Here is a 25,518-nt window from a genome sequence, read left to right on the forward strand (position 1 = left end):
ATCAGGCTTCGCCCGCCTTCTCCGCCTTGCTCGTCTTCTGCCCCTTCATGCCGGCCCGGACCGAGATGACCACGACGAGGCCGAGCGTGATCCACAGTGCGTACTCGTCCACGGCGAGCACGACGTCCACGGCGTGCTGGCCGATGCCGTAGCCGAGTCCCCCGACCAGACCCGCGACGAGTGCGGCGCCGATCGCGTCGAAGACCAGGAACGGCAGCAGACGCATCCGGCCCATGCCGGCCAGCGCGAACACGGCGGGGGCGGGGACGCCCGGCAGCGCCGCCGCGACGACGGCGAGGGGCTGCACCCAGCGCGGCGCCGACCGCACCCACGCCACGAACCGCTGTGCGCCCGCCCCGGGGGCCCAGAGCTGGATGATCTTCGCCCCCCAGCGGCGGCCTGCCAGCCAGAACAGCCAGTCGAACTTGATCATCCCGAAGACGCCGGCGGCGACCACCAGCCACAGGTCGGCCTCGCCGATCCGGGCGAACGCGGCCCCGGCACCGACCGCGGACAGGCTGCCGGTCACCGCGGCGAGCGCGACGGGGTAGGACGCGATCAGCAGCGGCCGGAACGGCATCGATGCCAGGTTGAACACGACGATCGCGGCCGTCGCGATGATCAGGAACCAGTCGCCGCGTCGCATGGGGCCGTCCCAGGGAGCCACCTTGCGCAGCGCCTCGCGGGCCTCCGCGCGCTCCTCCGGGGTGTAGTGCGCGCTCCGCCATCGGAACCGCCGCCTCGTCGCGGGCGTCGCGGGCGTGCCGTGCGGCGGGGTCTCGACCTCCGAGACGATTCCCTGCACCCGCGTGCCCATGGGGGGCGTGGCGTCCGCCGGACCGGCGGCGTGTGCCGGTCGGGGATTCCCGTCCCGGTGCGCGCCGGTGATCGCGCCGGCCTTCTCGGCTGATCCGTTCGACTCGGTCGTACCCATGGACGCAAGCGCACACGATGCCGCTACGGCATGGTCAAGTGCACGGTCCCGGAACCGGACGCGGCCGCATCGACGGTGACGCAGGTCACGACCACGGCTCCGCCGCTTGAGTGTGCCGCGGCGGCCGGGTGTTCCGTCGGGGACATGATCGAGCTGACCGATGCCGACTACGCCCGCGCCGAGCAGATGCTCGCCCCGTACCGCGCGCGACGCGTGCCGGGGGCGACCGTGACGCCACGGTGGATCGCGGACGGGACGCGGTTCTGGTACCGCGCCGGGTCGCGGTACCTCGTCGTCGACCCGGCCGGGGGCACCCGCCGCGACGCGTTCGACCACGAGCGGCTCGCCGCCGCACTGACCCGCGGGTCCGGGCACGCCGTCGACCCGGCCGACCTGCCGATCACCGCGCTCGACCTCGACCGTCCGGGCGACGGTGCGGTGCGGTTCACCGCGTTCGGGCAGCGGTGGCAGTGGTCGGACCGGGACGGCACCTGCGTGGTCGTCGAGGGCGACGATCCGACGGGACCCGACGAGGTCGTCTCGCCGGACCGGGCGTGGGTGGCGTTCCGCCGTGCCGGCGACGTGTGGGTCCGTCCCCGCGACGGTGGGGACGGGTTCGCCCTGACCGAGGACGCCGAGCCGCACCACGACTACGGCGGGCTCCCCGAGGCGCTCGGCGCGCGTGCGCTGATGCGGGCCCTCGGGCTGGCGCAGCCGTTGCAGCTGTTCTGGTCGCCGGACTCGACCCGGGTGCTCGTCCACCGGCTCGACCAGCGCGCACTGCCCGAGCAGGTGCTCGTGGAGGCGGCGCCCCGCGACGGCGGCCGGCCGGTGGAGCACCGGTCCCGCTACCCGATGCCCGGCGACGAGGCGCAGGCGGTGATGTCGTGGACCGTCCTGGACGTCACCGACCGCAGCGTCGTGCGCCAGCAGGGCGAGCCGTACGTCGTCCTGCACCCGGGTGCCATGACCTACGCCTGGTGGACCGGCGCGAAGGGCGAGGCCGTGCACTTCCTGCAGCAGTCCCGCGACGCGCGCACGCTCGAGCTGCGCCGTCTCGATCCCGCCACCGGCGAGACGACCACCCTGGTCCGCGAGACCGGCGAGACCCGGGTCGACCCGGCGTCGCAGCTCGGCGAGCCGACCATGACGCACGTGCTGGACTCCGGCGAGATCCTCTGGTGGTCGCAGCGCGACGGCTGGGGCCATTTGTACCTCTACTCGGCCGACGGCGAGCGGGTCGACCAGGTGACCCGCGGGCCGTGGCCGGTGCGCAGGGTGCTGTGGGTGGACCAGGACAGCCGCCAGGTCTGGTTCCTGGCCACCGGCCTCGTCGACGGCGACCCCTACGTCCGCCAGATCTGCCGCGTCGGGCTCGACGGCACCGGGTTCACCCGGCTCACCGACGACGACCTCGACCACGACGCCGTCAGCCCGCGGGAGGGTGGTCACCTCGTCGACCGGGCGTCCTCGCCGAGCACCCCGCCGCGCTCGGCCGTGCTCGACGGCGACGGGCGGGTCCTGGTCACCCTGGAGGAGCCCGGTACGGGCGGGCTCGAGGCGCTGGGCTGGACGGCGCCGGAGCGTTTCCGGGTGCTCGCCGCCGACGGCCGCACGCCGGTCCACGGTCTGCTGTGGCGCCCGCACGGTTTCGACCCGCAGCGGCGCTACCCGGTGATCGACCACGTCTATCCGGGTCCGCAGGTGCACCGGGCGGGGCCGTCGTTCGACGTGCCGCACGAGGGGGAACCGGAGGCGCTGGCCGCGCTCGGGTTCGCCGTCGTCGCCGTCGACGGGCGCGGGACCGCCGGGCGGAGCAAGGCGTTCCACGACGCGTCCTACGGCGCGCTCGGCGACGCCGGCTCGCTGGTCGACCACATCGCCGCGATCCGCGAGCTCGGGCACCGCCACCCGTGGATGGACACCGGCCGGGTCGGGATCACCGGGCACTCGGGCGGCGGCTTCGCCACCGCCCGGGCGCTGCTCGCGCACCCCGAGTTCTACTCGGTCGGCGTCGCGGTGGCCGGCAACCACGACATGGGCGCCTACGTGCCGATGTGGGCCGAGTGGTACCACGGCGAGCTCGACGACGAGGCCCGCCGCTCGCTGTCCAACCCCGCGCTGGCCGCGAGCCTGCAGGGCAGGCTCCTGCTGATCCACGGCGAGCTCGACGACAACGTCCTGCCGTCGCAGACCCTGCGGCTGGTCGACGCCCTGATCACCGCGGACAAGGACGTCGACATGCTCCTCGTCCCCGGCGCCGAGCACGCCCTGCTCGGCCGGATGCACTACGTGTTCCGGCAGACCTGGAACTACCTGGTACGGCACCTGCACGGCACCGAGCCGCCGGCGCACCGGCTCGCGCCGCTGCCCCTGCCCGGCGGGCTCGGCTGACGCGCCGGGCATCCGACGGACCGGTCGGCTCGCCCTCGGGCCCCTGGCCGTCGTCGTCCGGCGGCACCCGCGGCGCGGCTGCCCGGCCTCCCGCAGCAGCGCCCCCGGGACCGCGCCCGATGAGTTCGCGACACCCCGGCGGTCGGCCTCCGTATGAGCACCCCCCGACCGAGGACCGCCGGCCGCTTCCACGGCCGCGTCGCACTGATCACCGGAGCGGCCCGTGGCCAGGGACGCAGCCATGCACTCGCCCTGGCCGCCGAGGGCGCCGACGTGATCGCCCTGGACATCTGCCGGGACATCGCGACCGTCGCCTACGACCTCGCCACGCCCGCCGATCTGACCGCGACGACGGACCGGGTCCGGGAGCTCGGTCGGCGGGCGGTCGGGCTCGCGGTCGACGTGCGGGACGCAGACGCGATGGGGACCGCCGTCGACCGTGCGTGCGCCGAGCTGGACGCGGTGCCCGACGTCGTGCTCGCCAACGCCGGCATCGGGCTCATGAAGGGCGCCGACGGGCCCGCGGAGTTCCGCGACCAGCTCGACGTCAACCTCACCGGGGTCTGGAACACCGTGCAGGCCACCGCGCCCCGCATGATCGAGCGGCGGAGGGGCGGGGCGATCGTGCTCACCAGCTCGGCCTTCGGGCTGACCGGGCGTGGCGGGGACGGCCGGGGCGGCAGCGACGGCTACGTGGCCGGCAAGCACGGCGTCGTCGGGCTGATGCGCACCTTCGCGACCTGGCTCGCACCGCACGGGATCCGCGTCAACTGCGTCAACCCGTCGGGCGTCGCGACGCGCATGGTCCTCAACCCCGCGGTCGAGGCGCTCTTCGGCGGCGGCGATGCCGCGCCCGAGCAGCCCAAGGCGACCGACGACGTCGCCAACCTCCTCGACGTCGGTCTCGTGCAGCCCGAGGACGTCACCGCCGCGGTCACGTTCCTCGCCTCCGACGAGGCCCGCTACGTCACCGGCGTCGCACTACCGGTCGACGCGGGCATGCTGGTCCGGTGACCCCCGCGGTCGGGCCGTGCGGTCGGGCCGTGCGCCGGCCCGAGAATGTCGGTGCCCGGGTCTAGCTTCCGCGCGTGCCCGTCGCGTTCGTCCCCGCCGCCGTGCCCGCGCTCGACCTGCACGACTCCGGACGGTGGCGGGAGCTCGGCGTCACGCACTGGCACTGCGGCACCGACGACGTCGCGACCGACGACAAGATCAGGTACTCGGCGGAGCGCTGGCACGGGCTCACCGGCGCCCGCTACGAGCTCCACACCGGCGACCCCCACGAGGCGTGGCGGTTCATGGCCGAAGCCAGGATCAGGACGTGCGCCCGCGGGAGCGACCCGGCGGCCGTCGCCAGGGCGGCCGGGATCGGCTCCCCCGAGGAGTGGGAGCGCGCATGCCGGCTCTCCTGGTGGATGCTCACGCACGCCAAGGGGTTCACCTCGACCGGCATCGTGATCAGCGACGGACGCTCCGTCGATCTCTTCGTCGAGGGCATGACGCCGTACACGTGCAGCCGGCACCCGTAGGCCGGTCGCGCCGTCGTCGGACCGCGGCCCGTCCGTCGGGGCGGCGAGGCCACCTCCTCCCAGGCGTGCAGCGCGTCCGCGGGCGGGACCGCACCGCCCGGCCATACTCCCCGTGTGTTCTCCCGCCTCCACCACATGCAGCTCGCCATGCCCGCCGGCCGCGAGGACGACGCCCGTGGCTTCTTCGTCGACGTCCTCGGCATGACCGAGATCCCCAAGCCCCCGGTGCTGGCCGCGCGTGGCGGGGCGTGGTTCCGGGCCGGCGGCGTCGAGCTGCATCTCGGCGTCGAGGACGACTTCCGGCCGGCTCGCAAGGGCCACCCCGGGATCCTGGTCGAGGACCTCGACGAGGTCGTGCGCCGGCTCGCGGCGGCGGGCCAGGACACCACGTGGGACACGGAGCTCCCGGGGTTCCGCCGCATCTACGCGGCCGACCCGTTCGGGAACCGGCTGGAGTTCCTGCAGCCCCACGCCTCCTGACCGCGGCCGACACCTGCGCCCGCCGGGCTCAGGTGGCCGAGCTGACCGGCAGCGACCCGTCCCGTGGTCGGCCGGTCAGGCCTCGCCGACGGAGGAGACCCCGTAGCGGCGGACGTCGGCGCCGATGATCCGCGTCGCCGTCCCGGCGTCCGGGCCCGACCCGCGGAAGGCCAGCAGGTCCGCCTCGGACTCCCACCGTTCGAACACGTTCACCCGGGCCGGGTCGAGGGAGTCGGCGGTCAGGCTGAAGTCGAGACAGCCCGTGGCGGCCCGGGCCGCGTCCACGACCGGTACGCCGTCGGCGACGAAGGCGTCCCGGTCGTCCGGGTCGGTCAGGAGGTGTCCGGCGATGATCAGCACACCGGTGTGACCGCCGCGCCGTCCGGAACTCATCGCGCCGGTCGACGGTGTCGCGGGTGGACACGGGGCCGGGCCTCCCCGACGGGGCGGTCAGGCGGCCCGGGAGGCCGCCACCCCGACCCCCAGCCCGATCATCGTCACGCCACCGGCCGCGCCCACGGCCGCGAGGCGTCGGGGGGAGCGCGCCAGCCGGTCGCGGGCGGCCCCCGCGCCCAGCGCCCAGACGCTGTCCAGGACCAGCGCGACCAGCACGAACACCGCGCCCAGCAGCACGATCTGCGCGGCGACACCACCGGCCGGGTCGACGAACTGCGGCAGGAACGCCACCAGGAACACGACCGACTTGGGGTTGAGGAGGCCGACGACGGCCCCGTCGCGCAGGGCCCGGACGGCGCCGACCCGGTCCCCGGCCCCCGCCGCGGCGGCCAGCGCGGCCCCGGCCTCGTGCCGGTGCCGGATCGCGTGGATCCCCAGCCACACCAGGTACGCGGCGCCACCGAGCTTCAGCACGGTGAACGCCGTCGCCGACCCCGCGACCAGCGGGCCCAGCCCGGCGGCCACCGCGAGGACCTGCACGACGATCCCCAGCGCGTTCCCCGCGACGGTGGCCAGCGCGACCCGCCGGCCGTGGGCCAGCGCCCGCCCGACGGTGAAGACGACGCTCGGACCGGGCACGGCGACGACCAGCGCCGCGGCGGCGGTGAAGGCGAGCAGGCGGGTGTCCACCGGCCGATGATCCGTCGCGGGGCCCGGGGTGTCGAGCGGCTATCCGGCCCGGTGCAGGTCCCAGCCGGGCAGCGGCGCCCCGGGCGAGCGCCACGCGTGCCGGACCGCGGCGGTGTGGGTGAACACCGGCCCGGGCAGGTCGTCCGGCTCGGCCCAGGTCCAGGCGTCGACGGCGTGCGGCTCGGTCACCCGCAGCCGCGCGCCGGGCGGGGCGGGCACGTGCACCGCGAACGTCACGCCCGACCCGTCGAGCCGCACGCACACGGCGAACAGCGCTCCCGCCGTCGCGACCACGCCGGTCTCCTCGGCCAGCTCCCGCAGCGCCGCGGCGACGACCGCCTCGCCGCCCTCCAGGTGCCCGCCCGGGAACGACCAGCTCGGCGTCTCCCCGTCGGTGACCCGGTGCCCGACGGCGACGAGCCCGTCCTCGCGCTGCAGCACGACACCGACACCGGACACCGGACGCGCGAGATCCACCGCGACAGTGTGCATCCTGGAGCGGTGACCCCCGACCCGGCACCGCTGGCCGCCGCCCGCGCCGCCGTCGAGAACCGGCTCGCCTCGCTGCGCCACGAGCTGGACTCCCTCGCCGAGGAACAGGCCCTGACCAGCCACGACGACGAGCACGACCCGGAGGGCGTCACGATCGCGGTGCAGCGCGCGCAGCTGCAGGGCCTGCTCGCCGCCGCCGAGCGCGAACGCGCCGACCTCGGCCGGGCCGCGGAGCGGATGGCCGCAGGCGGCTACGGCCGCTGCACGGTGTGCGGCGGCCCGATCGCGGCCGAGCGGCTGGTGGCGCTGCCCGCCGCGGCCACCTGCATCACCTGTGCGTCGGTGCCGCGCCGCCGTCGCCGGTAGGGGAGGGGAGCACCGCCGGGGTCGGCGACGCCGCCGTCGTCGCCGGGTCGAAGGGTTCGGGCTCGTCGTCCAGCGTCACGCCGCACCCGGTGAGCAGCACCAGCAGGACCGCCACCGCCGGCGCGCGCGACCACGACCTCACCCGTCCACCCCCGGCAGCTCCACGACGACCCGGGTACCCCCGCCGGGCCGGTCCTCCACGTGCACGCGTCCGTCGTGGCGACGGACGTGCGTGGCGACCAGGGACAGCCCGAGGCCGGTCCCGCCGCCGTCGCCGCGGCTGCCGGCGAGGGTCCCGCGGGCGAAGCGCTCGAACACCGCCGTGCGCTGGTCGGGCGGGATGCCGGGGCCGGCGTCGTCGACCTCGATGCGGGCGTGCCCGTCGCGGGCGGCGACGCCGATGCGGACCGCGCCGCCCCCGTGCGCGTCGGCGTTGTCGAGGAGGTTGCCCAGCACCTGGTCGAGCCGGCGGCGGTCCACCCGCACCGGGACCGGCGCCGGGGCGTCGACCTGCGGCGCGTGCGGCCCGCCGCGCACCGCGACGAGCCCGCGGACCAGCTCGCCGAGCTCGCCGTCCTCGCGGTGCAGCGAGTCGCTGCGGGAGATCTCCAGCAGGTCCAGCACCATCCGGCGGAAGCGGAGGATCTCGGCGTCGAGCAGGTCGACGGCCTCCTGCGCGGTCGGGGGCAGCTCGTCGCGCCGCCGGGTCAGCACCGCGACGGCGTTGACCAGCGTGGTCAGCGGGGAGCGCAGCTCGTGCGACACGTCGGCGGCGAACCGGGCGTCGCGCGAGACCCGCTGCTCCAGGTCGTCGGCGGTGCGGTTGAAGGTCGCGACGAGCGGGGCCAGCTCGGCGTCGGACCCGGCGGGCAGCCGCGCGGACAGGTCGCCGCCGGCGATCCGGGCGGCGGCCCGGGTCAGCGCGGTCAGCGGCAGCAGCGCGCGGCGCCCGGCCCACTGCCCCAGCGTGAGCCCGAGCAGGGTGCTGACCGCGACGCCGACGAACAGCACGACACTGAGGAACCGCAGGTTGGCGTCGAGCCGGCGCATCGGGAAGACCTCGACGAACAGCCCGCCGCCCGGCACCGGCGCGGCGACGACGACGCTCGGCACCCCCGCGACCTGCACCCGCTGCCGGGCCCCGGTGCCCTGCGCGGCCATCGCCAGCAGCGGCGCCGGCAACGCGGCCGGGTCGACGTCGCGGCCGCTGGTCGTCCAGACCCCGTCGCGGCGCAGCGCGACGGTCGTCTCCGGGGTCCCGGCGAGGCCGGTCAGCAGGTCGTCCAGGCCGGTGGTGTCGTCCGCGGCCATCGCACGCTCGACGAGCTGCAGGTTGACCTGGAGCTGACGGGTGGCGCCGTCGACGCGCTGCTCCACCAGGTAGTACGAGGCGAGGTTCCAGGTGACCGTCGCGAACAGGCCGGTCACGACCAGGCAGACCAGCGCGAACGCCACCCCGACCCGGCGGCGCAGCGGCAGCCGGGCGAGCACCGTGCGCGGCCGGTCGAACGCGCTCACCCGCCCCGGCCGGGCGCCGGGACGGGGTCCGGCCGGGGCGGCGGCGCGGGCTCGGCGCCGGTCCGGTACCCCGCGCCCCGCACCGTCAGGACCAGCACGGGACGGTCCGGGTCGAGCTCGATCTTGCGCCGCAGCCGTCGCACGTGGACGTCGAGCAGCCGGGTGTCGCCGTGGTACTCGTAGCCCCACACCCGCGACAGGAGCTCGTCGCGGGTGACGATGCGCCCGCCCGCCGCGGCCAGCTCCGCGAGCAGCCGGAACTCGGTGCGGGTCAGGTGGATCGGTGCGCCGTCGCGGAGCACGAGGCCCTCGTCGGGCCGCAGCTCCAGGTCGCCGAGGACGGTGCGGCGCGCCGACGGCGCGGGGCGGCGGCGGCGCAGCAGCGCCCGGATCCGCGCCGCCAGCTCCGCGGCCACCAGCGGCTTGGTGACGTAGTCGTCCGCGCCGGCCTCCAGGCCCGCGACGACGTCGGCGGAGTCCGACCGCGCGGTCACCATGATGATCGGCAGGTCCCCGGCCTCGCGGAGCCGCCGGCAGACGGTGAGACCGTCGACGCCGGGCAGCATCAGGTCGAGCAGCACCAGGTCGACGCCGGGGTCACCGGCGCGGGCGAGCGCCTCCTCGCCGGTGTGCACGGCGTCCACGTCGAAGCCCTCGTCGCCCAGGGCCAGGCCGAGGGCGCGCCCGATCCGGACGTCGTCGTCGACCAGCAGCACCCGGGTTCGCGGACCGTGTTCGCTCATGATGGGTCGATTCCACCGGATGCGGCACCGCGGCGTCGAACCCGCCGCGGTCTTCCACCCGATCGTCAGACGATCGCAAGCACGGTCAGTGTCGGACGGCGGCGCCGCAGCGCCAGCAGCTCTGCGGCAGCCCGCCGTCGTCCTCCGGCGAGGGCATCGCCCCGCAGTCCGGGCACAACCGGTCCAGCCAGCACACCGGGTCGCCGGCGTCGGCCTCACGGCCGTCGCCGGTGTGTCGTCCGGGCACCGGGGCCCCGGTGGACGGCGTGTCGGGCACGCCGCCATCGGACCACGGGGGTTCCGCCCCGTCCAGGTCTCAGGTCGCGGTGGCACCCCGCCGCGGCGTGCCCACCACCGGCCGCCCGCGCAGCAGCGCGGCGCTGCCGACCAGGGCGACGGCGACGACCGCGAGGGCCGCGCCGACGGCGTCGAGTGCGGCCGCGGCGCCCAGCAGCGCCACCGCGCCGCCGGCCACCAGCGCCACGCGCGAGGCCGTCGTCGACCGGGCCGCGGCCGTCCCCGCGATCCCGACGGCCAGGTGCAGCACGTTCTCCAGCACCGACACGGGCAGCAGCCCGGCCAGCAGCGCGCCGTCGGCCGCGGGCAGCGCCGTCAGTGCGCCCGCGGTGACGCCCGGCACGAAGCCGAGCGCGCCCACCAGCAGGAACACTCCGGCGACGGCCGCAGCGACCGGCTGCACCGGGGTGAAGGGACGGGAGAACCCGCCCGTCGTCCGCATCATCGTCGCGACCTCCTCGGGTCGTGTCGTCACGCGGCGCGACGCTGCGCCCTTCTCACCGCCCGGGTGCCCGGCCGGCGGGGTCCCGAACCCCCGCAGCGACGAGGCTCACGTCGCCGCGCGGGCCACCAGCACCGAGTTGACGACGTCGGTGTGCGGGTGCACCTCGAGCAGCACCCGCAGCGCGGGCAGGTCGGCCGGTGCGACCTCCGGGTAGAGCAGCGTGCGCAGCCCGGTGGCGGACCGGACGAGCAGCACCGCGTCGGGCCCGGTCGCGGTGACCAGCCGCGCGGTGATCGCGGCCTTGGCGGCCGCGTCGGTGCCCACCAGCGCCCCCACCAGGACGAGGTCGGCCGCGCCGAGCGCCGCCGCGAGCGCCGGGTCCAGATGCGGCTCGGCGAGGTCGGCGACCAGGCTCGTGACCCGCCCGCCGGCTCCGAGCGCGCCGGACACCGCGTCCCCGGCGGCGACGGCCGCGGGGTCGCGGTCGACGTGCAGCACCCGGGCCTCGTGCTCCCCGGCCAGGACCAGCCCGGTCAGCGGCAGCGGCCCGGAGCCGAGCACGACCACGCGGCGCGGCGCCGGGGCCCCGGCCGCGGCCAGCGCGGCGAGCTCGAGCCGCACCAGGTCGTGGTAGTTCCCCAGGTAGGGGAACCGCGCCAGCTCCGCCCTCGGGTCGGCGGCGCGGGCGATGCGCTCCGCCCAGTGCCGCTCCATGTGGCCCTCGCCGGTGGAGGCGAGCGTCCGCAGCGCCCCGGCGTGCCGGGCGACGAGCTGCAGCACCAGCTCGGCGCACCCGGCCGGCGGGTGGCAGCAGAGGCCGACGAGCTCGCCGAACGCCGCGTCGGTGACTGGCCCCGGGTGCAGGTCGGTGGCCTCCAGCCGGCGTCGCAGCCCGACGAGCCGGTCGGAGGTGCGCGTGGCGGCCTCGTCGCCGGGGTGGCGGGGGCCGGGGAAACCGGGCGCGTCCGTACGGCTGCTCTGCGTGGTCACGATGATCCACCGTAGCCAATGACAACCGTTTCGCACGGCGTCATCCGGGTGGCGAAGAAACCTGAGCGAGTGCTTCACTATATGGACAGGAGTAGGACGCGGCGGGAGGAACAGGACGATGTGGATGTGGTTGGCGCTCGCGATCGGGGCCGAGGTCACCGGCACCGTGGCGCTGCGGGCGTCGCAGGGGTTCAGCCGTCCGCTCCCGTCGCTGGTCACCCTCGTCGGGTACGGCCTCGCGTTCTGGTCGCTGTCCCAGGCGCTGACCAGGGGCATGGCTCTCGGCGTCGCCTACGGCACCTGGGCCGCGGCCGGGGTCGCGCTCGTCGCGCTGATCGGGGTGTTCTTCCTCGGGGAGTCGCTGACCTGGGTCCAGGCCGGCGGGATCGTGCTGCTCATCGCGGGGGTGCTCGCCCTGGAGCTGGGCGGTGCGACCGCCCGTGCCTGACCCCGACGGCCGTCGCCGCAAGGGCGACCGGCGCCGCCGGGAGCTGATCGGGGCCACCCTGCGGCTGGTGGCCGCGGGCGGCGTCGCGGCGGTGTCGCAGCGCGCCGTCGCCGCCGAGGCGGGGATGCCGCCCAGCGCCGTCCTCTACTACCACCCCAGCGTCGACGCGCTGCTCGTGGCGGCGCTGACCGCGGTCAACGACCACTACGTCGCCCGGCTCGACGCCGTGACCGCGCCGGCCGACCTGGTCGCCCTCGTCGAGGACTGCGCGCGCCGCGACCGCGCCGCGGCGGTCGCGGAGTACGAGCTGTTCCTGCTGGTCGCGCGGCGCGCGGAGCTGCGCGGCGAGCAGGCCCGCTGGGACGCGGCCCTCGACGCGGCCGCCGCCCGGCTGACCGGAGGTGACGCCGGACGGCGGGCGCTGCTCGTCGCCGCGGTCAACGGCATGTGCCTGTCCGCGGCCGTCGGCTCGCCCGTCGACGCCCCCGCCCTCACCCGGCTCTGCGACCCCGCGGCCGGGCCGGCCTGACGGCGTCTCGCCCGTCCGCGGCCGTCGCGGCGGGATACCGTGGACCGCATGAGCACGGAGCGCCACTCGGAGTCCGTGGAGAACTACCTGAAGACCATCTTCCTGCTCGCCGAGCGCTGGGAGGGGTCGGTCGGGGTCTCCGCGCTGGCCGAGCGGCTCGGGGTGTCCTCGCCGTCGGCATCGGGGATGGTGCGCAAGCTCGTCGACGCCGGGCTGGTCGACCACGCCCGGTACGCCGGGATCACCCTCACCCCGGCCGGGCGCGCGTCCGCGCTGGCCGTGGTGCGCCGGCACCGGCTGCTCGAGATGTTCCTGGTCACCGAGCTGGACCTGGCCTGGGACGAGGTGCACGAGGAGGCCGAGGCGCTGGAGCACGCCGTCTCCGACCGCCTGCTCGACCGGATCGACACCCGTCTGGGCCACCCGCGGTTCGACCCGCACGGCGACCCCATCCCCGGCCGCGACGGCAGCATGCCCGAGGTGCACGCACGCCGGCTGCCGGAGCTGCGCTACGGCGAGGGCGGCACCCTGGTGCGCGTCGACGACACCGACCCCGAGGTGCTGCGCTTCCTCGACGCACACGACGTCCGGCTCGGCGACCGGCTGGACCTGCTCACCCGCAAGCCCTTCGAGGGCCCGTTCGTGGTGCGGCTGCGACGCTCGCGCGAGACCCGGCCCGCCGCCGCCGACGGCGGGGCCGAGCACGAGTGGGGACCGACGCTGGCGGCGGCGCTGTGGGTCGGCGGCGAGGAGCCCGCGGCGCGCTGAGCGGGGACCCGGTCGCGATCACGCCACACGGGTCGGGCCCGGCCCCGCGGGTGCGGAACCGGGCCCGGACGGCGGTGGCCCGCGGTCAGCGCGCCGCGTCGGCCGCGGCGGCCTCGCCGCCCGCGCCGCCGGTGTTGAGCGAGCCGTCGGCGTTCTCCAGGTGTGCCCGGACGAACCACTGGTACTGCTCGAGCTCGCCGGCCTGGGCGATCAGCATGTCCTCGGTGACCGGGTCGAGCGCGCCGACCTTCTCGATCTGCGTGCGGTGGTCGGCGATCACGCCGGTGTACACGACGTCGAGCGCGCCGAGGTGGGCGATCGCGTCGTCGCGGCCGATGGAGTAGTCGTCCCAGGTGCGGTCCTTGACCAGGGCCCCCGGCGTGCCGTTGGGGGACCCGCCCAGGGTGGCGATGCGCTCGGCGACGTCGTCGACGAAGCCGCGGACCGCCTCGACCTGCGGGTCGAGCATCTCGTGCACCGCGATGAAGTTCGGGCCGATGACGTTCCAGTGCACGTGCTTGAGGGTGAGCTGGAGGTCGTTCAGCGCGTGCAGGCGGTGCTGGAGGATGTCGACGACCTGCTCGGCGTCGCCCTTCTCGAGACCGGGGACGGTGTAACGGATCGTGGTCATGGTGGGTCGGGTGTCCTTCCGTGACGGGATGCGCTGCAGGAGGGTGGTTCAGGACGCCGCGGTGCGGGGGTCGTCGCCCTCGACCGGCTGGGCGTCGAGGTGCACGCCGTCGCCGTCGGGGGTCTCGTCCACCGGGGTGTCGCTCTGCTCGGTCGGAACCGGGTGACCGTCGGAACGGTCGGCGCGGTCGGGCGTCGTCATGGGAGGCGGGTACCCGTCCACGGCGAATTCATGTCGCGCCGTCCGCACCGGATCGCCGTGGCCGGGAACGGGTACCCGCCCGGTGACGGCCCCGAGGAGGAGCGAACCCCGATGAGCACCGGCGCGACGAGCGACATCACCCCGCACGGCCTGCACCACGTCACGGCGATCGCCGGCGACCCGCAGCGCAACGTGGACTTCTACACCACCGTGCTCGGGCTGCGGCTGGTCAAGCGGACGGTGAACTTCGACGCGCCCGAGGTGTACCACCTCTACTACGGCGACGAGGCCGGCCGCCCCGCCACCATCCTCACGTTCTTCCCGTGGCCCGGCGTCGAGCCCGGCCGCCAGGGTGCGGGTCTGACCACCGCCACCGCGTTCGGGGTGCCGCCGGAGTCGCTGGGGTGGTGGCAGAAGCACCTCGCCGGTCTCGGCGTCGACGCCTCGGACCCGGTCACCCGCGACGGCGCGACCGGCGCGGAGGAGGTCCTCACCCTGCGCGACCCGGACGGTCTGGTCGTCGAGCTCGTCGCCGCGCCCGGTGACACCCGCTCGGGCTGGGACGGCTCCGGGCACGTCCCGGCCGAGCACGCGGTGCGCGGCCTGCACGCGGTCACCCTGTCCGAGGCCGACCCCGGGCCGACCCTCGCGATGCTCGCCGAGCTCGGCATGACCCACACCGGCGACGACGGCGCCCGCTCCCGGTTCCGCTCGGCCGGGGACGTCGCCACCACCGTCGACGTGCTGGGCGGGGTCGAGGGCCGCGGCCGTCAGGCGGGCGGCACCGTGCACCACGTCGCGTTCCGGGTCGCCGACCGCGCCACCCAGGAGCGCTGGCGCGCCGAGCTCGTCGAGCGGGGCCTGGAGGTCACCGACATCCTCGACCGGCGGTACTTCACGTCGATCTACTTCCGGGAGCCCGGCGGCGTGCTGTTCGAGATCGCCACCGACGAGCCCGGCTTCACCGCCGACGAGCCGCTGCTGGAGCTCGGTCGGGCGCTGCGGCTCCCGCCGTGGCTCGAACCGGACCGCGCGACCATCGAGGCCGCCCTGCCCGTGCTGCGCGCGGCGGACTGAGCCCCGGCCGCCGCGGCCCGCTCAGGTGTCGAGCTTCTGCTCGCGGGCCCCGCGGCCGGCGCCGGTGAGGTGCTCCAGCGTGTTGGTGACGCGCAGCAGCCGCTCCAGCGAGCCGGTGCGGTTGTCCAGGTGCAGCGTGACGCCCGCGGCCCGGGTGCGCCGCCGGACCATCAGCAGCGACGACAGCCCGTAGGAGTCGCAGTACTCGACGCCGGCGCAGTCGATCCGCAGCTCACGGACACCCGACCCGTTCGCCAGCAGCGCCGCGACCGCGTCGGTCAGGGCGTCGGAGCTGTCGTAGTCGAGGTCCCCGGCGAGTGCGACCGCGGCGACGTCCGGCGTGGGGCTGGTCCAGGTCAGGGACAGCTCTCGCGGGTCGCTCATGCGGGCCTTCCGGTCTCGTGCAGGGAAGCGCTGTCGGTGCCCCCGGCGGGCGCGGGCCCGCCGGCCGGGACGGGGGTCCCCGACCGGGCCGCCGACGCGTCGCGCAGCAGCTCCGAGGCACGGGTGAAGTCGCGCAGCTCCTCGGCCAGCAGGTCCAGGGCAGGCACGATGACGGCCGGCGGCACCGAGCGGGCCGCGAGCACGTCGGTGGTCCAGCCGAGGAACTGCTCGAACAGCTCGGCGTCGCCGGTGTAGAGCGACACGGCGAGGAAGTCGACGATGTGCCGCACGTCCTCGGCGGTGTGCCGGAGCTGCTCGTCGTCGTAGCCGGACATCGCCGGGACGCGCTCGGCGAGCCGCTCGACGACCCGCGCGACCAGCCGCGGTGTGCTCCGCGTGACCAGGGTGTACTCCTGGTCGGACAGGTGCGGCAGGTCGTCCATCGGCTGGGCGTGCGGGTGGGACGGTGCGGGCAGGCCCGCGGCCAGCGCGTCGGCGGCGGAGCGCGCGTCCGGCGCCCAGGCGTCGGCACCGAGCAGCCGGGCGTAGCGCCCGTCCGGGCCGAAGGCGCCGCCGCCGACGATCACCGGGACGCCGGCGGCCTGGCAGGCCGAGATCGTGGCGTGCGCGGTCGGCAGCCGCGTCGCGATCGACGACGACAGCGCGACCGCGTCCGGACCGGTCCGGTGCAGGTGCGAGATCAGGTGCGCCGCGGGGACCTGGGCGCCCAGGTAGTCCACGGTGAACCCGCGCAGGCGCAGCACCTCGGCGAGCAGCCGGGCCGGCAGCGCGTGCCACTCGCCGTCGACGCAGGCCACGGTGACCCGCCCCCGGCCGCCGGTGTGCCGGCCGCTGGTCAGTGACAGCGTGCTGATCACGCGCTCGTTGATCGCGGTGGCCGCGTGCTCCTGGGCGACGGAGATCCGGTTGGCCGCCCACTCGCGTCCGACCCGGCGCTGGACGGCCCCGATGACCTCCAGCAGCACCGCCTCGGCCTCGATCCCGTCGCGCAGGGCGTCGACGACCACGTCGACCGCGGTGTACTCGTCGCCGCGCAGGACCGCGTCCCACAGCAGGTCGGTGTAGCGGGCCGTGGCGGTGCGTCCGGTGTCCTGCCCGGCCGTCATGCGGTGTACCTGCCGCGGCCGTGCCCGCCGACGGCGGTGAGGTGCCGCCCGCGCGGCGCCGTGATGGCGAGGACGGCCATGTCGTCGTGGGAGTTGCGCCCGACCCACTCGGTGGCCAGCATCTGCACCCGCTCGACGACGGCCTCCGCGGGCATCCCGGCGCACTCGGCGGCGGCGCGCTGCAGGCGCTCCTCGCCGAACTGGTCGCGCCCGTACGGGCCGCCCTGGGCCTCGGTGATGCCGTCGGTGAACATCAGGCAGGTCTCGCCCGGGGCCAGCCGGGTCTCCCAGGTCGTGGCGTGCACGTCGGGCAGCGCGCCGATCAGGGTGCCCAGCGTCGCCGCCTCCTCGACCCGGCCGTCGGCCCGGATGATCAGGGGCGGCGGGTGCCCCGCGCAGGTCAGGCGCACCCGCACGTCGGCGCCCTGACGCGTGACCGAGGCCAGCACCAGCGTCACGAAGCGCGCGTGGTCGTCGGAGAGCAGCGCGTCGTTGAGCAGGTGCAGCATCCGCAGGTGGTCACCGGCCATCGGCAGCAGCGCGTGCACCGCGCTGCGGATCTTGCCGGTGAGGACGGCGGCCTCGAGGCCCTTGCCGCAGACGTCGCCGAGCACGGCGAGGGTCTCCTCCGAGCCCTCGACGCCGGGGTGCACGTCGTAGAAGTCGCCGCCGACGCGCTCGTTGTCCTGCGACGGCCGGTAGCCACCGGCGAACTCGACGCCGGACACGTGCTGCAGCGACGGCGGCAGCAGGTCCCGCATGAGCGTCTCGGTGATCGACGCCTGCTGGGCGAACATCCGCGCCGCGGACATGGCGAGCCCGGACCGGGCCGAGAACTCGCGCGCGGTCGCCTCCTCGCCCTCGCTGAACGGGCCGGCGTCGGCGCGGCGCAGCAGCACCAGCGCGCCGGCCGGGATGCCGTGCCCCGGCAGCGGGGTCACGACGATCGACCCGACCTCGCCGAACCCCTCGGGGGTGATCCACGACGGGGCGACCGCGGGGTCGATCCAGCGCGACGGCACCGGCGGGAACCCCTGCAGCGCCTCGGCCAGGCCGGGCACCTCGTCGGGGTCGAAGCGGAGCACCCGGTGCCGCGTGCCGCCGCCGGCGACGGCGTCGACGACCTGGTACTGCCCGCGCGCGCCCGGCGTGATGACCAGCGCACCGTCGGCCAGCCGGCTCACGGCGAGCTCGGCGGCGACCTCCATGCAGCGGGCCAGGTTCAGCGAGCCGAGCAGGGCTGCGGAGGCCTCGGACAGGAACGCGGCGCGCGCCTGCTCCAGGTGCAGCTCGTCGCGGATGGACCGGACGTCGGTGACGTCGATCAGCCACCAGGTGATGGTGCCGTCGTCGTGCGGGACCGGCTGGGCCTCCAGGGCGCGCCCGTCCACGACGTCGGAGAACGCCCGCGGGCGCTCCTCGCCCGCGGCGACGGCGGTGGCCAGCCACGGGGCGACCCGGGACAGTGGCTCGCCGGTACGGGCCCGGGGCAGCAGGGCGCGGGCCGCGTCATTGGCCTGCAGCAGCACGCCGTCCGCCCCGACGGTGAGCGCGGCGCACGGGGCGTCGGTCCAGCGCGAGTCGACCGTGGTCGGGACACCGGTCGCCACGGTCGCGTCGCCGGTCGTCGGCTCCAGTTCGGTCACGTCAGCTCCTGGCCTCACGGCCGGTCGTCGGTGCCCGGGGACCCGGGCACGGAACGCCCCACGGTACCGCGCCCCCGGCGGGCGACCACCCGGGGCGCGTCGGTCGGCGGGGGGATTGCGTCCCACCCACCCGTGGCGCGCACCCGCCGCCAGCCGGTGAACGTCACCGGCAGGCCGGGGGAGCTCAGCACGCTCTCGGGCGGCCCGGCGACGTCGGGAGCACCCGCCGTGGCGACCAGGTCCTCGTCCAGGTCCAGCAGCTCGGCGCGGTGCAGCCGCCAGCGCGGGTGGTGGTTGGCCCAGCGCACGGTGCCCAGCGGGCGCCGGGTGTGCAGCGCCCACCGGGCGGTGAGGAAGTGCTCCAGCTCCGAGGGCCGCTCCAACGGCGCCCCGGTGCGGACCCGGGTGCGGGCGTACGCGCCGCGGGGGCCGGGGAAGCGCCGGACGCTGGTGTAGGCGACCTCCTCGCCCTCGGCGACCCGCCCGGACACCGTCGACGGCGACCAGTCGTAGGGCAGCGCGGCGACCCCGCGGGCGGCCAGCACGGGCAGCATCCGGTCGGCGTCGAGCGAGCGGAACACCACGCCGCGACGGCCCTCGGTGTCGACCGAGTACAGCCGGACGTTGGTCTCGGCGAAGCTGCCCAGCCAGGGCAGGCCGGGCAACGGGCCGAAGCCCAGCCGGCGCATCCGGAAGTGCACGAGGCCGACCCAGGTGACGCCGTCGTGGACGTCCGGACGGGTGCGCGGCGGCAGCAGCGGGGCGATCGCGTCCGGGTCGGCACGCCAGTGCAGGAACACGACGTCGGCCCAGTGCTGGTGCAGCAGGGGGCGCCGGAACGCGACCGGCGGGTCCGGGGTGACCGGCTCGGGCGCGGGACCGGCCGGGCCCGCCGTGGCGGACCCGGCCTGCGCCGGGCGGGGCCCGGTCATGCCGGGGCGTTGCCGCGCTCGGTCAGCGCACGCCACGCGGCCCGGCGCTCACCGAGGTCACGGATGGCGTCGACCTCCGCGATCATGCGGCGCTGCTCCTCGGTCCCGCCACCGCCGGCGACGAGCCGCTCGGTCTCGGCGAGCGAGCGGGCCGCGGCGACGTCGGCGGCGTCGGTCGGCAGCCGCTGGTCGCGGTCACCGGACTCCTCGGCGTCGACGCGGTGGCGCTGCCCGGCCGCGTAGGGGTTGTCCGACGGCAGCCGTCCGCTGAAGCGGCCGTAGGCGCCCAGCACCAGCATGACCAGCCCCACGACGAGACTGAAGATCACGTTCGGCATCCGGAACGACAGGACGTTGTACGGCGTCCCGAGCAGCAGCACGTTGACCACACCGGACAGCAGGAACAGCGCGCCGACGGTCACGCCGACCGTCGAGGCGAAGCGCCCGCCCCGGACCGCGGCGCCGACGAGCAGCACACCGACGACCACGGACACGGTCGAGAGCAGCCAGTTCGTCGACAGGCCCAGCACCGGGGACCCGGTGGTGGAGAAGAAGTCCAGGTTGTCGGTGAAGCCCAGCACCCCGAACACCAGGAGCATGATCCCGACCAGCGCGCTGCTGACACGGTGCAGACCGTTCAGCCGGCGCGGGTCGGACCCGATCGATGACATGCGTCGTCCTCCGTTCGTTCGAGCGAGGCGGAGGTGGGATAGCCGAACCGCCTGCGCGACAAACCGGGGCCACCCTCAGGGGTGCGCCGTGTCTCGATTCCCGGATCCGGGTTGCGGATCAGCCCGATCCGGGGTCGGTGACGGGCCCGGGGCCCGGGCCGCGCCCCGGACGGGCGGAGCCGGGGTCGAGCGGGTCCACCGAGTCCGGGTCGCGCAGCGCCGCGTCGCCGGGGCGGCGCAGCGAGCGCACCCCGGCGTCGGCGAGGGTCACCAGCGGTACCGCGAGCAGGGCCCCGGGCACCCCGCCGACGACGAGGCCCGCGCTGATCGGCAGCACCACGGCCAGCGGGTGCAGGCGGACCGAGCGGCCCAGCAGCAGCGGCTGCAGGACGTAGCCCTCGACGTTCTGCACCAGCACCAGCAGGCCGACGACCAGCAGCGCCTCCACCCAGCCGCCCGAGGCCAGCGCCACGAGCACCGCCACGATCCCGGTGACGACGGCACCGACGGTGGGGACGAACGCCCCGAAGAAGATGAGCGTCGCCAGCGGCACGACCAGCGGGACCCCGATCAGCCACAGGCCGACCGCGGCGGTGATCGCGTCCACGGCGGCGACGACGACCGTCGCGCGGGTATAGCCGACCAGCGACGCGAACGCGCGGCGCCCGGCCACGTCCGCGCGCCGCCGGGAGTGCTGCGGCACGACGCCCAGCAGGAACCGCCAGATCCGGCGCCCGTCGTGGATCAGGAAGATCAGCACGAACAGCATCAGCAGGGTCTCGGCGGCGAGCTCGCCCGCGGTGCCCAGCGCCCCGAGCACGTTGTTGGCCAGCGCGGCCTGGTTGCGCTGCAGGGTGTCGAGCAGGGACTGGAACACGGCGGCGAGCTGCGCGTCGTCGAGCCCGAACGGCGGCCCGGCCAGCTGGTCCCGCAGCGCGACGACGGTCTCGCCGATGCTCGCGGACAGGTCCGGGAGACCGTCGAGGAAGGCCGCCACCGCCCACCACAGCACCCCGACCGCGACGGCCAGCCCGCCCGCGACGACGACGCCCGTCGCCAGCCCGCGCGGGATCATCGGCACCCGGTTCACCAGCCGGGCGACCGGTGCGAGCAGCGCGGCCAGGATCAGCGCCAGCACCACCGGGACGACCAGCACCGCCAGTTGCGCGACCAGCCACAGCACGACGGCGATCGCCGCGGCGATCAGCAGCCCGCGCCAGGCCAGGCTCGTCGCCGTCAGCAGCCCCCGGGGGATCCGCGGTTCCTCGCTCACCGCGGCCTCCTCGGGCGGATGGTTGCGTGCCGTCACGACGGTAGTGGTCCGGCGCCGTCCGGGCCCGTCGCAGGAAGGGTGAGGACGAACGTGGCGCCGCCGCCGTCGGGCGGGCAGGTGAGGTCGCCGCCGTGCGCGCGGGCCAGTCCGCGGGCGATCGCGAGGCCGAGCCCGGCGCCACCGCTGTCGCGGTCGCGCGCGTCCTGCAGCCGCACGAGCCGGTCGAACAGGCGCTCGCGGTCGTCGTCGGGGATGGGGGTGCCGGTGTTGCGGACCGCCACCGACGCCGTCGCGCCGGTGCCCGCCGCGGTCACCGTCACGTCGATCCGCCCGCCCGGAGGGGTGTGCCGGCGCGCGTTGTCGAGCAGGTTGGCGAGGATGCGCGAGACCGCCTGCGGGTCGGCGTGCACGGGCGCGGCCGGGGCGCCGGCCGTGGTGACCGCGAGGCCGGGCGCGAGGACGCCGGCGCGGTCGGTCTCCGCGCGGGCGAGCGCGGCGAGGTCGGTGCCGACGGGGCGCACCGCGGTGCCGCCGTCGATGCGGGCGAGGTCGAGCATGTCGGTGACCAGCCGCGCGGCGCGCCGGGTCTCGCCCAGCAGCAGCTCCAGGCGCCGGGCGCGGCGGGCCGGGTCGTCGTCGGCGCCGGAGCGCTCCATCGACTCGGCGACGGCGGCGATCCCCGACAGCGGGGTCCGCAGCTCGTGCGCGGCGTCGGCCAGGAAGACGCGGGTGCGCTCGGCCTCCTCGCGGGCGCGGCGCTCGGCGTCGGTGAGGGCGTCGAGCATCCCGTCCATCGCCGCGGCCGCGGTGCCGAGGTCGGTGCCCGGGCGGTCCGGCCGCAGCCGCGCGTCCCGCTCCCCGGCGGTGATCCGCCCGGCCAGCGCGGTCATCCGGTCCAGCGGACGCAGCGCGGTGCGCACGACCAGCGACACCGCGCCGAGCGCGACGAGCAGGGTCAGCAGCACCGACCCGGCGAGGACGGCCCGCAGCCCGGTCCGGACCTGGGTGACGTCGGCGGCGTCGGCGACGAGCTCGAGCCGCGTGCCGTCGCCGGCGTCGAGGGTGACGGTGCGGCTGGCCCGGTCCGGCGGCACCGGTGGGCGGACGCCGGGGACCGGCGCCCCCGGTCCGGCGGGTCCGGTGGTCGGGTCGTCGCCCGGGCCGTCGCGGTCGCGGCCGGGCGGGGTGCCGGGTGCGTTGAGCCCGGGGTCGCCGAGGACCTCGCCGTCGGCGGTGGTGACGCGGACCCGGATCTGCTGGCCGGACAGGCTGCTCACGAGGTCCTCCGGGCTCGCCCCGGCCGCGACGAGCTGGCGGGCCTGCGTGACCCGGTCGGCCAGACGGGAGTCCAGGTCGGACTCCAGGCGGGCCCCGAGCAGCACGTCGACGAGCACCACGACCAGCACCAGCAGCACGGCGACGGCCCCGAGCACGGCGGCGGTGACCCGGCGCCGCAGCGACGGCGTCCGGGTCGCGGCCGGGCGCGGGCCGGGTGCGGTCACGACGGGCCCCGCAGCGAGTAGCCGAGCCCGCGGACGGTGTGCAGCAGCCGCGGGCCGTGCGCCTCCAGCTTGCGGCGCAGCGCGGACACGTGGACCTCGACGAGGTTGGGGTCGTAGGCGTCGTAGCCCCAGACCGCGCGCAGGATCTGGGTCTTGGACACCGTCCGGCCGCGCTGCTCGGCGAGGTAGGTGAGCAGGCGCAGCTCGGTGGCCGAGAGCTCCAGCAGCGCCCCGCCGCGGGAGGCGACGGCCGCCTCGGGGTCCAGGACGAGGTCCCCGACCTGCACCGCGGACGGCAGCCGCCCCCGCCGGCGCAGCACCGCCGCCACCCGGGCGACGAGCTCGTCGAGGGCGAACGGCTTGAGGACGTAGTCGTCGGCGCCGGCGTCGAGGCCGCGCAGCCGGTCGGGCAGCGCGTCGCGGGCGGTGAGCATGACGATCCCGGCGTCGCCGTGCCCGCGGACGACGTCGATCAGGTCGAACCCGTCGCGCCCGCCCGGCAGCATGACGTCGAGGACGACCAGGTCGGGCCGGAACGCGGCGAGCCGCTCCTCGAACCCGGCCCCGTCGACGGCGCCCTCGGTGACGTGCCCGGCGTCGGTGAGTGCGTCGACCACGGACTCCCGGATCGCGTCGGAGTCCTCCAGCACCAGCACGCGGGTCGCGGGCCCGCGGGCGTCGTCGGGTTCGGGCCGGTCCTGACGTGTCCGCACGGGACAAGGGTGCGCCGCGAGCCTGAGGGGGAGCTGAAGGACCCGCCGGTTTCAGGTCCGTCTCAGGTACGACGGGCACCGTCGTGGGGGACACGGGAGGCGACGGGCCCGCCGCGGGCCCCGCACGGAGAGGACGACATGACCCTGCTCGACGTGATCGTGCTGATCGTGGTGGTGGCCGCCGCCGTCGGCGGCTTCCGCCGGCTGGGCGGTGTGGCCCGTGCGGGACGCCTGCTCGGCCTCGTCGTCGGCGCCGGGATCGGGGCCGCCTGGGGCTCGAACCTGGCGGGCTACGGCGACACCCCCGACGCCGCGTGGCTCTGGGGCCTGGTCGGGGTCCTCGCGGGCCTGCTGCTGGGGTCGCTGGTCGGTGGCTTCCTGGGCGGCCTGGTCAGCCGGGTGCTCGCCCGCGCGAAGCTGTCCGTGCTGGACCGCGTCGTCGGTGCCGTCACCGGGGGTGTCACCGCGCTGCTGGTGATCTGGCTCGTCTCCTGGGTGCTGCCCGCGGTCGTCGGTGCCCAGGCGCTCGCCCCGGTCACGACGACCGTCGAGTCGCTCGGCGGCAGCCGCATCGTCGACTCGGTGACCGCGCTGCTGCCCGCCACGACCTCCGCCGCCCGCGACGTCGTCGACGCCGCGCGCCCGCCCGCCGCCTGATCCCGCCTGTCCGACGCGGTCCGCCGTCCGGCGGTCCGCCGGTCGCCGCTGCCCGCTCCCGGGCACGGCCCGTCCGAGGAGAACCATGAACGACGAGAACCGCACCCCCCGCGACGACGACGAGCGCCCCACCGACCGGCAGCCGCCGGTCCCCGCGGACGACACCCCGACCGGCCGGGTCCCGGCGCCCTACGAGCGGGCGCAGTCCGACGCGGCCGCGGGGGCCGGTCACGGCACGCACGACGGCGGCACCCTCGCCGCCGCGTCGGACGCCGGGGACCCGCCGCCGCGCCGCCGCCGCTTCGCCGCTCTGCGCCGCCGGTCCGCGCTGCCCGCCGTCGCGGCCGGGGTGATCGGCCTGGTCATCGGGGCCGCGGGCAGCGGCCTGATCGTGGGCACCGCGTTCGGCGGGCCGGGCGACGGACCGGGCCGCACCGCCGTCGCCCAGGACGACCGCGGCCCCGGCGGCCCGGGCGGTGACGGCGGCCCCACCGGTGGCCCGGGTGCGCACCGCGGGCACGGGCCGGGTGACGACGGCGGCCCCGCGGGCCCGGGCGCGTGCCCGGCCCCGGGTGGTCCGGCCGGCGCACCCGGGAACGGCGGCGCGACGCCGCCCGCTCCGCCGGCACCGCCCGCGGGTGCCCCGGCCGCGCCGGGTGCGCAGGCCCCGGCGGCTCCGGACGCCCAGGGCTCCGGTGCGCAGGCCCCGGCCGCTCCGGGACGGTCGGCGGCTCCGGCGGCTCCGGCGGCTCCGGCTGCACCGCAGGCGCCCGCCGCACCGGCTGCCCCGCAGGCCCCCGCGACGCCGTGATCCGCTCCGCGCGGTGACGCCCCGTGCGTCACCGCGCAGGGGGTGGGACGGGGAGTGCCCCTCGTCGGATCGCGTCGCGCATTCGCCCCCGACGCGCTGCAGGACCCGACGAGGAGCACTCGACGGACCAACGCGCCGGAACGGGCACGGATACCCCCCTGATGCGGTGACGCGGGCGCGCCCGGGCAACCATCCGACGTCCCCGCAGGTCAGGACGTCGCCGACGGGCGATCCGGTCGGTGGACGGTCGGTCCGGTACCCGGCCGGGCACCCGCCCGCCTGCCCGCGTGACGCGGGCTGTCCCCGCAGGTCGGGCCCCGTGGGCCGGGGAGACCGGCTCCCGCGCCGCCCCGGACCGTGCCCCTCCACCGGTGGGGGACGGCGCCGCCGCCCCGCGCGAAGCGGGACCGGGCCCGGTCACGGCGCCCGCTCGCCGGATGGCCGGGCCTCGACGGGACCGGTCCGGCGTGCCGACGCCGGCCGACGTGCACGCGGACGCGGCCGGGCTCAGGGGCGTCCCCGCTGGTCAACGGCCGGTTCGTACCCGGACGGACGATGGCCCGACCACCGAGAAGACCACGCTGCGGACACCGGACGAAGCAGGAGTGCCCGGCGTCACACCGACTGATGATCGGCCCGAAACCCGTGTGAGTGGGTGTCGGTAACCCTGCGTTCTCCCGATCCGACCGCCCTGACCTGCGAGGACGATGACGGGAGGCCCGGGGGACCCCCCGGTTTGACCCGCCCGGACACCGTGCCGTAACTTTCTCCCTGTCAGCGAGAGAGCCGGACAGAACGGGCCCTGAGAGGCCCGGTCAACAGGCCCCGCGGACAGTGACCCCCGGGTGGTTCGCCGATTTTGTCGGTGTGCTTT

The 25,518-nt window shown here is 76.4% G+C and carries 30 protein-coding genes; 11 read left to right on the top strand and 19 right to left on the bottom strand.

The window, feature by feature from the left end; genetic code table 11:
• Position 1: 1 nt before the first annotated feature.
• Positions 2–805, bottom strand: coding sequence for a DedA family protein (locus WJX68_RS24380; RefSeq protein ID WP_340295166.1), 804 nt, complete (start codon positions 803–805; stop codon positions 2–4).
• 273 nt (positions 806–1,078) lie between these two features.
• Here WJX68_RS24380 and WJX68_RS24385 point away from each other — a divergent pair, with 273 nt between their 5' ends.
• From WJX68_RS24385 to WJX68_RS24400, 4 genes are all read left to right on the top strand, one after another.
• Complete coding sequence (locus WJX68_RS24385) at positions 1,079–3,328, top strand: S9 family peptidase (protein ID WP_340295168.1); 2,250 nt, start codon at positions 1,079–1,081, stop codon at positions 3,326–3,328.
• Between the two features lie 153 nt (positions 3,329–3,481).
• Positions 3,482–4,342: a mycofactocin-coupled SDR family oxidoreductase gene (locus tag WJX68_RS24390; protein ID WP_340295170.1), complete on the top strand. Its 861-nt coding sequence runs from the start codon at positions 3,482–3,484 to the stop codon at positions 4,340–4,342.
• Positions 4,343–4,416: 74 nt separating this feature from the next.
• Entirely contained in the window at positions 4,417–4,857 is a 441-nt protein-coding gene (locus tag WJX68_RS24395) for a hypothetical protein (protein ID WP_340295172.1), read from the top strand.
• 114 nt (positions 4,858–4,971) lie between these two features.
• The gene (locus WJX68_RS24400; protein WP_340295174.1) at positions 4,972–5,337 is read left to right on the top strand and encodes a VOC family protein; all 366 of its coding nucleotides are present in this window, start codon (positions 4,972–4,974) and stop codon (positions 5,335–5,337) included.
• 75 nt (positions 5,338–5,412) lie between these two features.
• On the opposite strand, the gene WJX68_RS24405 is transcribed toward WJX68_RS24400, so the two are convergent.
• Genes WJX68_RS24405 through WJX68_RS24415 form a run of 3 tightly spaced genes read right to left on the bottom strand, consistent with a single transcriptional unit; the run spans position 5,413 to position 6,900 of the window.
• Positions 5,413–5,730 (bottom strand): putative quinol monooxygenase, encoded by a 318-nt coding sequence (locus WJX68_RS24405; protein WP_340295176.1) that lies wholly within the window; start codon positions 5,728–5,730, stop codon positions 5,413–5,415.
• A 57-nt stretch (positions 5,731–5,787) separates the two neighbouring features.
• Entirely contained in the window at positions 5,788–6,423 is a 636-nt protein-coding gene (locus WJX68_RS24410; RefSeq protein ID WP_340295177.1) for a LysE family translocator, read from the bottom strand.
• A gap of 39 nt (positions 6,424–6,462) precedes the next feature.
• Complete coding sequence (locus WJX68_RS24415) at positions 6,463–6,900, bottom strand: NUDIX domain-containing protein (RefSeq protein WP_340295179.1); 438 nt, start codon at positions 6,898–6,900, stop codon at positions 6,463–6,465.
• 24 nt (positions 6,901–6,924) lie between these two features.
• On the opposite strand from WJX68_RS24415, the gene WJX68_RS24420 reads away from it, so the two are divergent.
• Positions 6,925–7,281: a TraR/DksA family transcriptional regulator gene (locus tag WJX68_RS24420; RefSeq protein ID WP_340295181.1), complete on the top strand. Its 357-nt coding sequence runs from the start codon at positions 6,925–6,927 to the stop codon at positions 7,279–7,281.
• A gap of 138 nt (positions 7,282–7,419) precedes the next feature.
• On the opposite strand, the gene WJX68_RS24425 is transcribed toward WJX68_RS24420, so the two are convergent.
• From WJX68_RS24425 to WJX68_RS24445, 5 genes are all read right to left on the bottom strand, one after another.
• Positions 7,420–8,799 (bottom strand): sensor histidine kinase, encoded by a 1,380-nt coding sequence (locus WJX68_RS24425; RefSeq protein ID WP_340295183.1) that lies wholly within the window; start codon positions 8,797–8,799, stop codon positions 7,420–7,422.
• Positions 8,796–9,542 carry a response regulator gene (locus tag WJX68_RS24430; protein WP_340295185.1) on the bottom strand — a complete coding sequence of 249 codons (747 nt, stop codon included), beginning with the start codon at positions 9,540–9,542 and terminating at the stop codon, positions 8,796–8,798. The genes WJX68_RS24425 and WJX68_RS24430 overlap by 4 nt, the downstream gene beginning before the upstream one ends.
• Positions 9,543–9,627: 85 nt before the next feature.
• On the bottom strand, positions 9,628–9,819 hold the full coding sequence (locus tag WJX68_RS24435; RefSeq protein WP_340295188.1) for a hypothetical protein: 192 nt from the start codon (positions 9,817–9,819) through the stop codon (positions 9,628–9,630).
• A 39-nt stretch (positions 9,820–9,858) separates the two neighbouring features.
• Positions 9,859–10,314 (bottom strand): DUF4383 domain-containing protein, encoded by a 456-nt coding sequence (locus WJX68_RS24440; RefSeq protein ID WP_340295190.1) that lies wholly within the window; start codon positions 10,312–10,314, stop codon positions 9,859–9,861.
• A gap of 75 nt (positions 10,315–10,389) precedes the next feature.
• On the bottom strand, positions 10,390–11,274 hold the full coding sequence (locus WJX68_RS24445; protein WP_340295192.1) for a nicotianamine synthase family protein: 885 nt from the start codon (positions 11,272–11,274) through the stop codon (positions 10,390–10,392).
• Positions 11,275–11,392: 118 nt separating this feature from the next.
• On the opposite strand from WJX68_RS24445, the gene WJX68_RS24450 reads away from it, so the two are divergent.
• Genes WJX68_RS24450 through WJX68_RS24460 form a run of 3 tightly spaced genes read left to right on the top strand, consistent with a single transcriptional unit; the run spans position 11,393 to position 13,019 of the window.
• Entirely contained in the window at positions 11,393–11,722 is a 330-nt protein-coding gene (locus tag WJX68_RS24450; RefSeq protein ID WP_340295194.1) for a DMT family transporter, read from the top strand.
• The gene (locus tag WJX68_RS24455; RefSeq protein WP_340295196.1) at positions 11,715–12,251 is read left to right on the top strand and encodes a TetR/AcrR family transcriptional regulator; all 537 of its coding nucleotides are present in this window, start codon (positions 11,715–11,717) and stop codon (positions 12,249–12,251) included. The genes WJX68_RS24450 and WJX68_RS24455 overlap by 8 nt, the downstream gene beginning before the upstream one ends.
• Before the next feature lie 48 nt (positions 12,252–12,299).
• Complete coding sequence (locus tag WJX68_RS24460) at positions 12,300–13,019, top strand: metal-dependent transcriptional regulator (RefSeq protein ID WP_340295198.1); 720 nt, start codon at positions 12,300–12,302, stop codon at positions 13,017–13,019.
• Positions 13,020–13,104: 85 nt separating this feature from the next.
• Here the strand turns inward: WJX68_RS24460 and WJX68_RS24465 are convergent, their stop codons facing one another.
• A complete protein-coding gene (locus tag WJX68_RS24465; RefSeq protein WP_340295200.1) occupies positions 13,105–13,650 on the bottom strand; it encodes a Dps family protein in 546 nt (181 codons plus the stop codon).
• 48 nt (positions 13,651–13,698) lie between these two features.
• Positions 13,699–13,851, bottom strand: a complete 153-nt coding sequence (locus WJX68_RS24470) for a hypothetical protein (RefSeq protein ID WP_340295202.1) — start codon at positions 13,849–13,851, stop codon at positions 13,699–13,701.
• A gap of 111 nt (positions 13,852–13,962) precedes the next feature.
• On the opposite strand from WJX68_RS24470, the gene WJX68_RS24475 reads away from it, so the two are divergent.
• Positions 13,963–14,928, top strand: coding sequence for a ring-cleaving dioxygenase (locus WJX68_RS24475; protein ID WP_340295204.1), 966 nt, complete (start codon positions 13,963–13,965; stop codon positions 14,926–14,928).
• Positions 14,929–14,949: 21 nt separating this feature from the next.
• Here WJX68_RS24475 and WJX68_RS24480 read toward each other — a convergent pair whose 3' ends face one another.
• The 8 genes from WJX68_RS24480 to WJX68_RS24515 form a co-directional block, all read right to left on the bottom strand.
• Positions 14,950–15,312 (bottom strand): STAS domain-containing protein, encoded by a 363-nt coding sequence (locus tag WJX68_RS24480; RefSeq protein ID WP_340295206.1) that lies wholly within the window; start codon positions 15,310–15,312, stop codon positions 14,950–14,952.
• Positions 15,309–16,439: a cobalamin B12-binding domain-containing protein gene (locus WJX68_RS24485; protein ID WP_340295208.1), complete on the bottom strand. Its 1,131-nt coding sequence runs from the start codon at positions 16,437–16,439 to the stop codon at positions 15,309–15,311. The genes WJX68_RS24480 and WJX68_RS24485 overlap by 4 nt, the downstream gene beginning before the upstream one ends.
• Positions 16,436–18,085 carry a PP2C family protein-serine/threonine phosphatase gene (locus WJX68_RS24490; protein ID WP_340295210.1) on the bottom strand — a complete coding sequence of 550 codons (1,650 nt, stop codon included), beginning with the start codon at positions 18,083–18,085 and terminating at the stop codon, positions 16,436–16,438. Before WJX68_RS24490 ends, WJX68_RS24485 begins: the two co-directional genes overlap by 4 nt.
• A gap of 14 nt (positions 18,086–18,099) precedes the next feature.
• Complete coding sequence (locus WJX68_RS24495; protein WP_340295212.1) at positions 18,100–19,017, bottom strand: YqjF family protein; 918 nt, start codon at positions 19,015–19,017, stop codon at positions 18,100–18,102.
• The gene (locus tag WJX68_RS24500) at positions 19,014–19,688 is read right to left on the bottom strand and encodes a DUF4383 domain-containing protein (RefSeq protein ID WP_340295214.1); all 675 of its coding nucleotides are present in this window, start codon (positions 19,686–19,688) and stop codon (positions 19,014–19,016) included. The genes WJX68_RS24495 and WJX68_RS24500 overlap by 4 nt, the downstream gene beginning before the upstream one ends.
• A gap of 118 nt (positions 19,689–19,806) precedes the next feature.
• Positions 19,807–20,961, bottom strand: coding sequence for an AI-2E family transporter (locus tag WJX68_RS24505; RefSeq protein ID WP_340295216.1), 1,155 nt, complete (start codon positions 20,959–20,961; stop codon positions 19,807–19,809).
• A gap of 32 nt (positions 20,962–20,993) precedes the next feature.
• The gene (locus WJX68_RS24510) at positions 20,994–22,463 is read right to left on the bottom strand and encodes an ATP-binding protein (RefSeq protein WP_340295218.1); all 1,470 of its coding nucleotides are present in this window, start codon (positions 22,461–22,463) and stop codon (positions 20,994–20,996) included.
• Positions 22,460–23,176: a response regulator transcription factor gene (locus tag WJX68_RS24515; RefSeq protein ID WP_340295220.1), complete on the bottom strand. Its 717-nt coding sequence runs from the start codon at positions 23,174–23,176 to the stop codon at positions 22,460–22,462. Before WJX68_RS24515 ends, WJX68_RS24510 begins: the two co-directional genes overlap by 4 nt.
• 138 nt (positions 23,177–23,314) lie before the next feature.
• Here WJX68_RS24515 and WJX68_RS24520 point away from each other — a divergent pair, with 138 nt between their 5' ends.
• Positions 23,315–23,833: a CvpA family protein gene (locus WJX68_RS24520; RefSeq protein ID WP_340295222.1), complete on the top strand. Its 519-nt coding sequence runs from the start codon at positions 23,315–23,317 to the stop codon at positions 23,831–23,833.
• Positions 23,834–23,918: 85 nt separating this feature from the next.
• On the top strand, positions 23,919–24,644 hold the full coding sequence (locus WJX68_RS24525) for a hypothetical protein (RefSeq protein WP_340295224.1): 726 nt from the start codon (positions 23,919–23,921) through the stop codon (positions 24,642–24,644).
• Positions 24,645–25,518 lie beyond the last annotated feature (874 nt).

Source organism: Pseudonocardia spirodelae (genome assembly GCF_037727765.1).
Classification (GTDB): domain Bacteria; phylum Actinomycetota; class Actinomycetes; order Mycobacteriales; family Pseudonocardiaceae; genus Pseudonocardia; species Pseudonocardia spirodelae.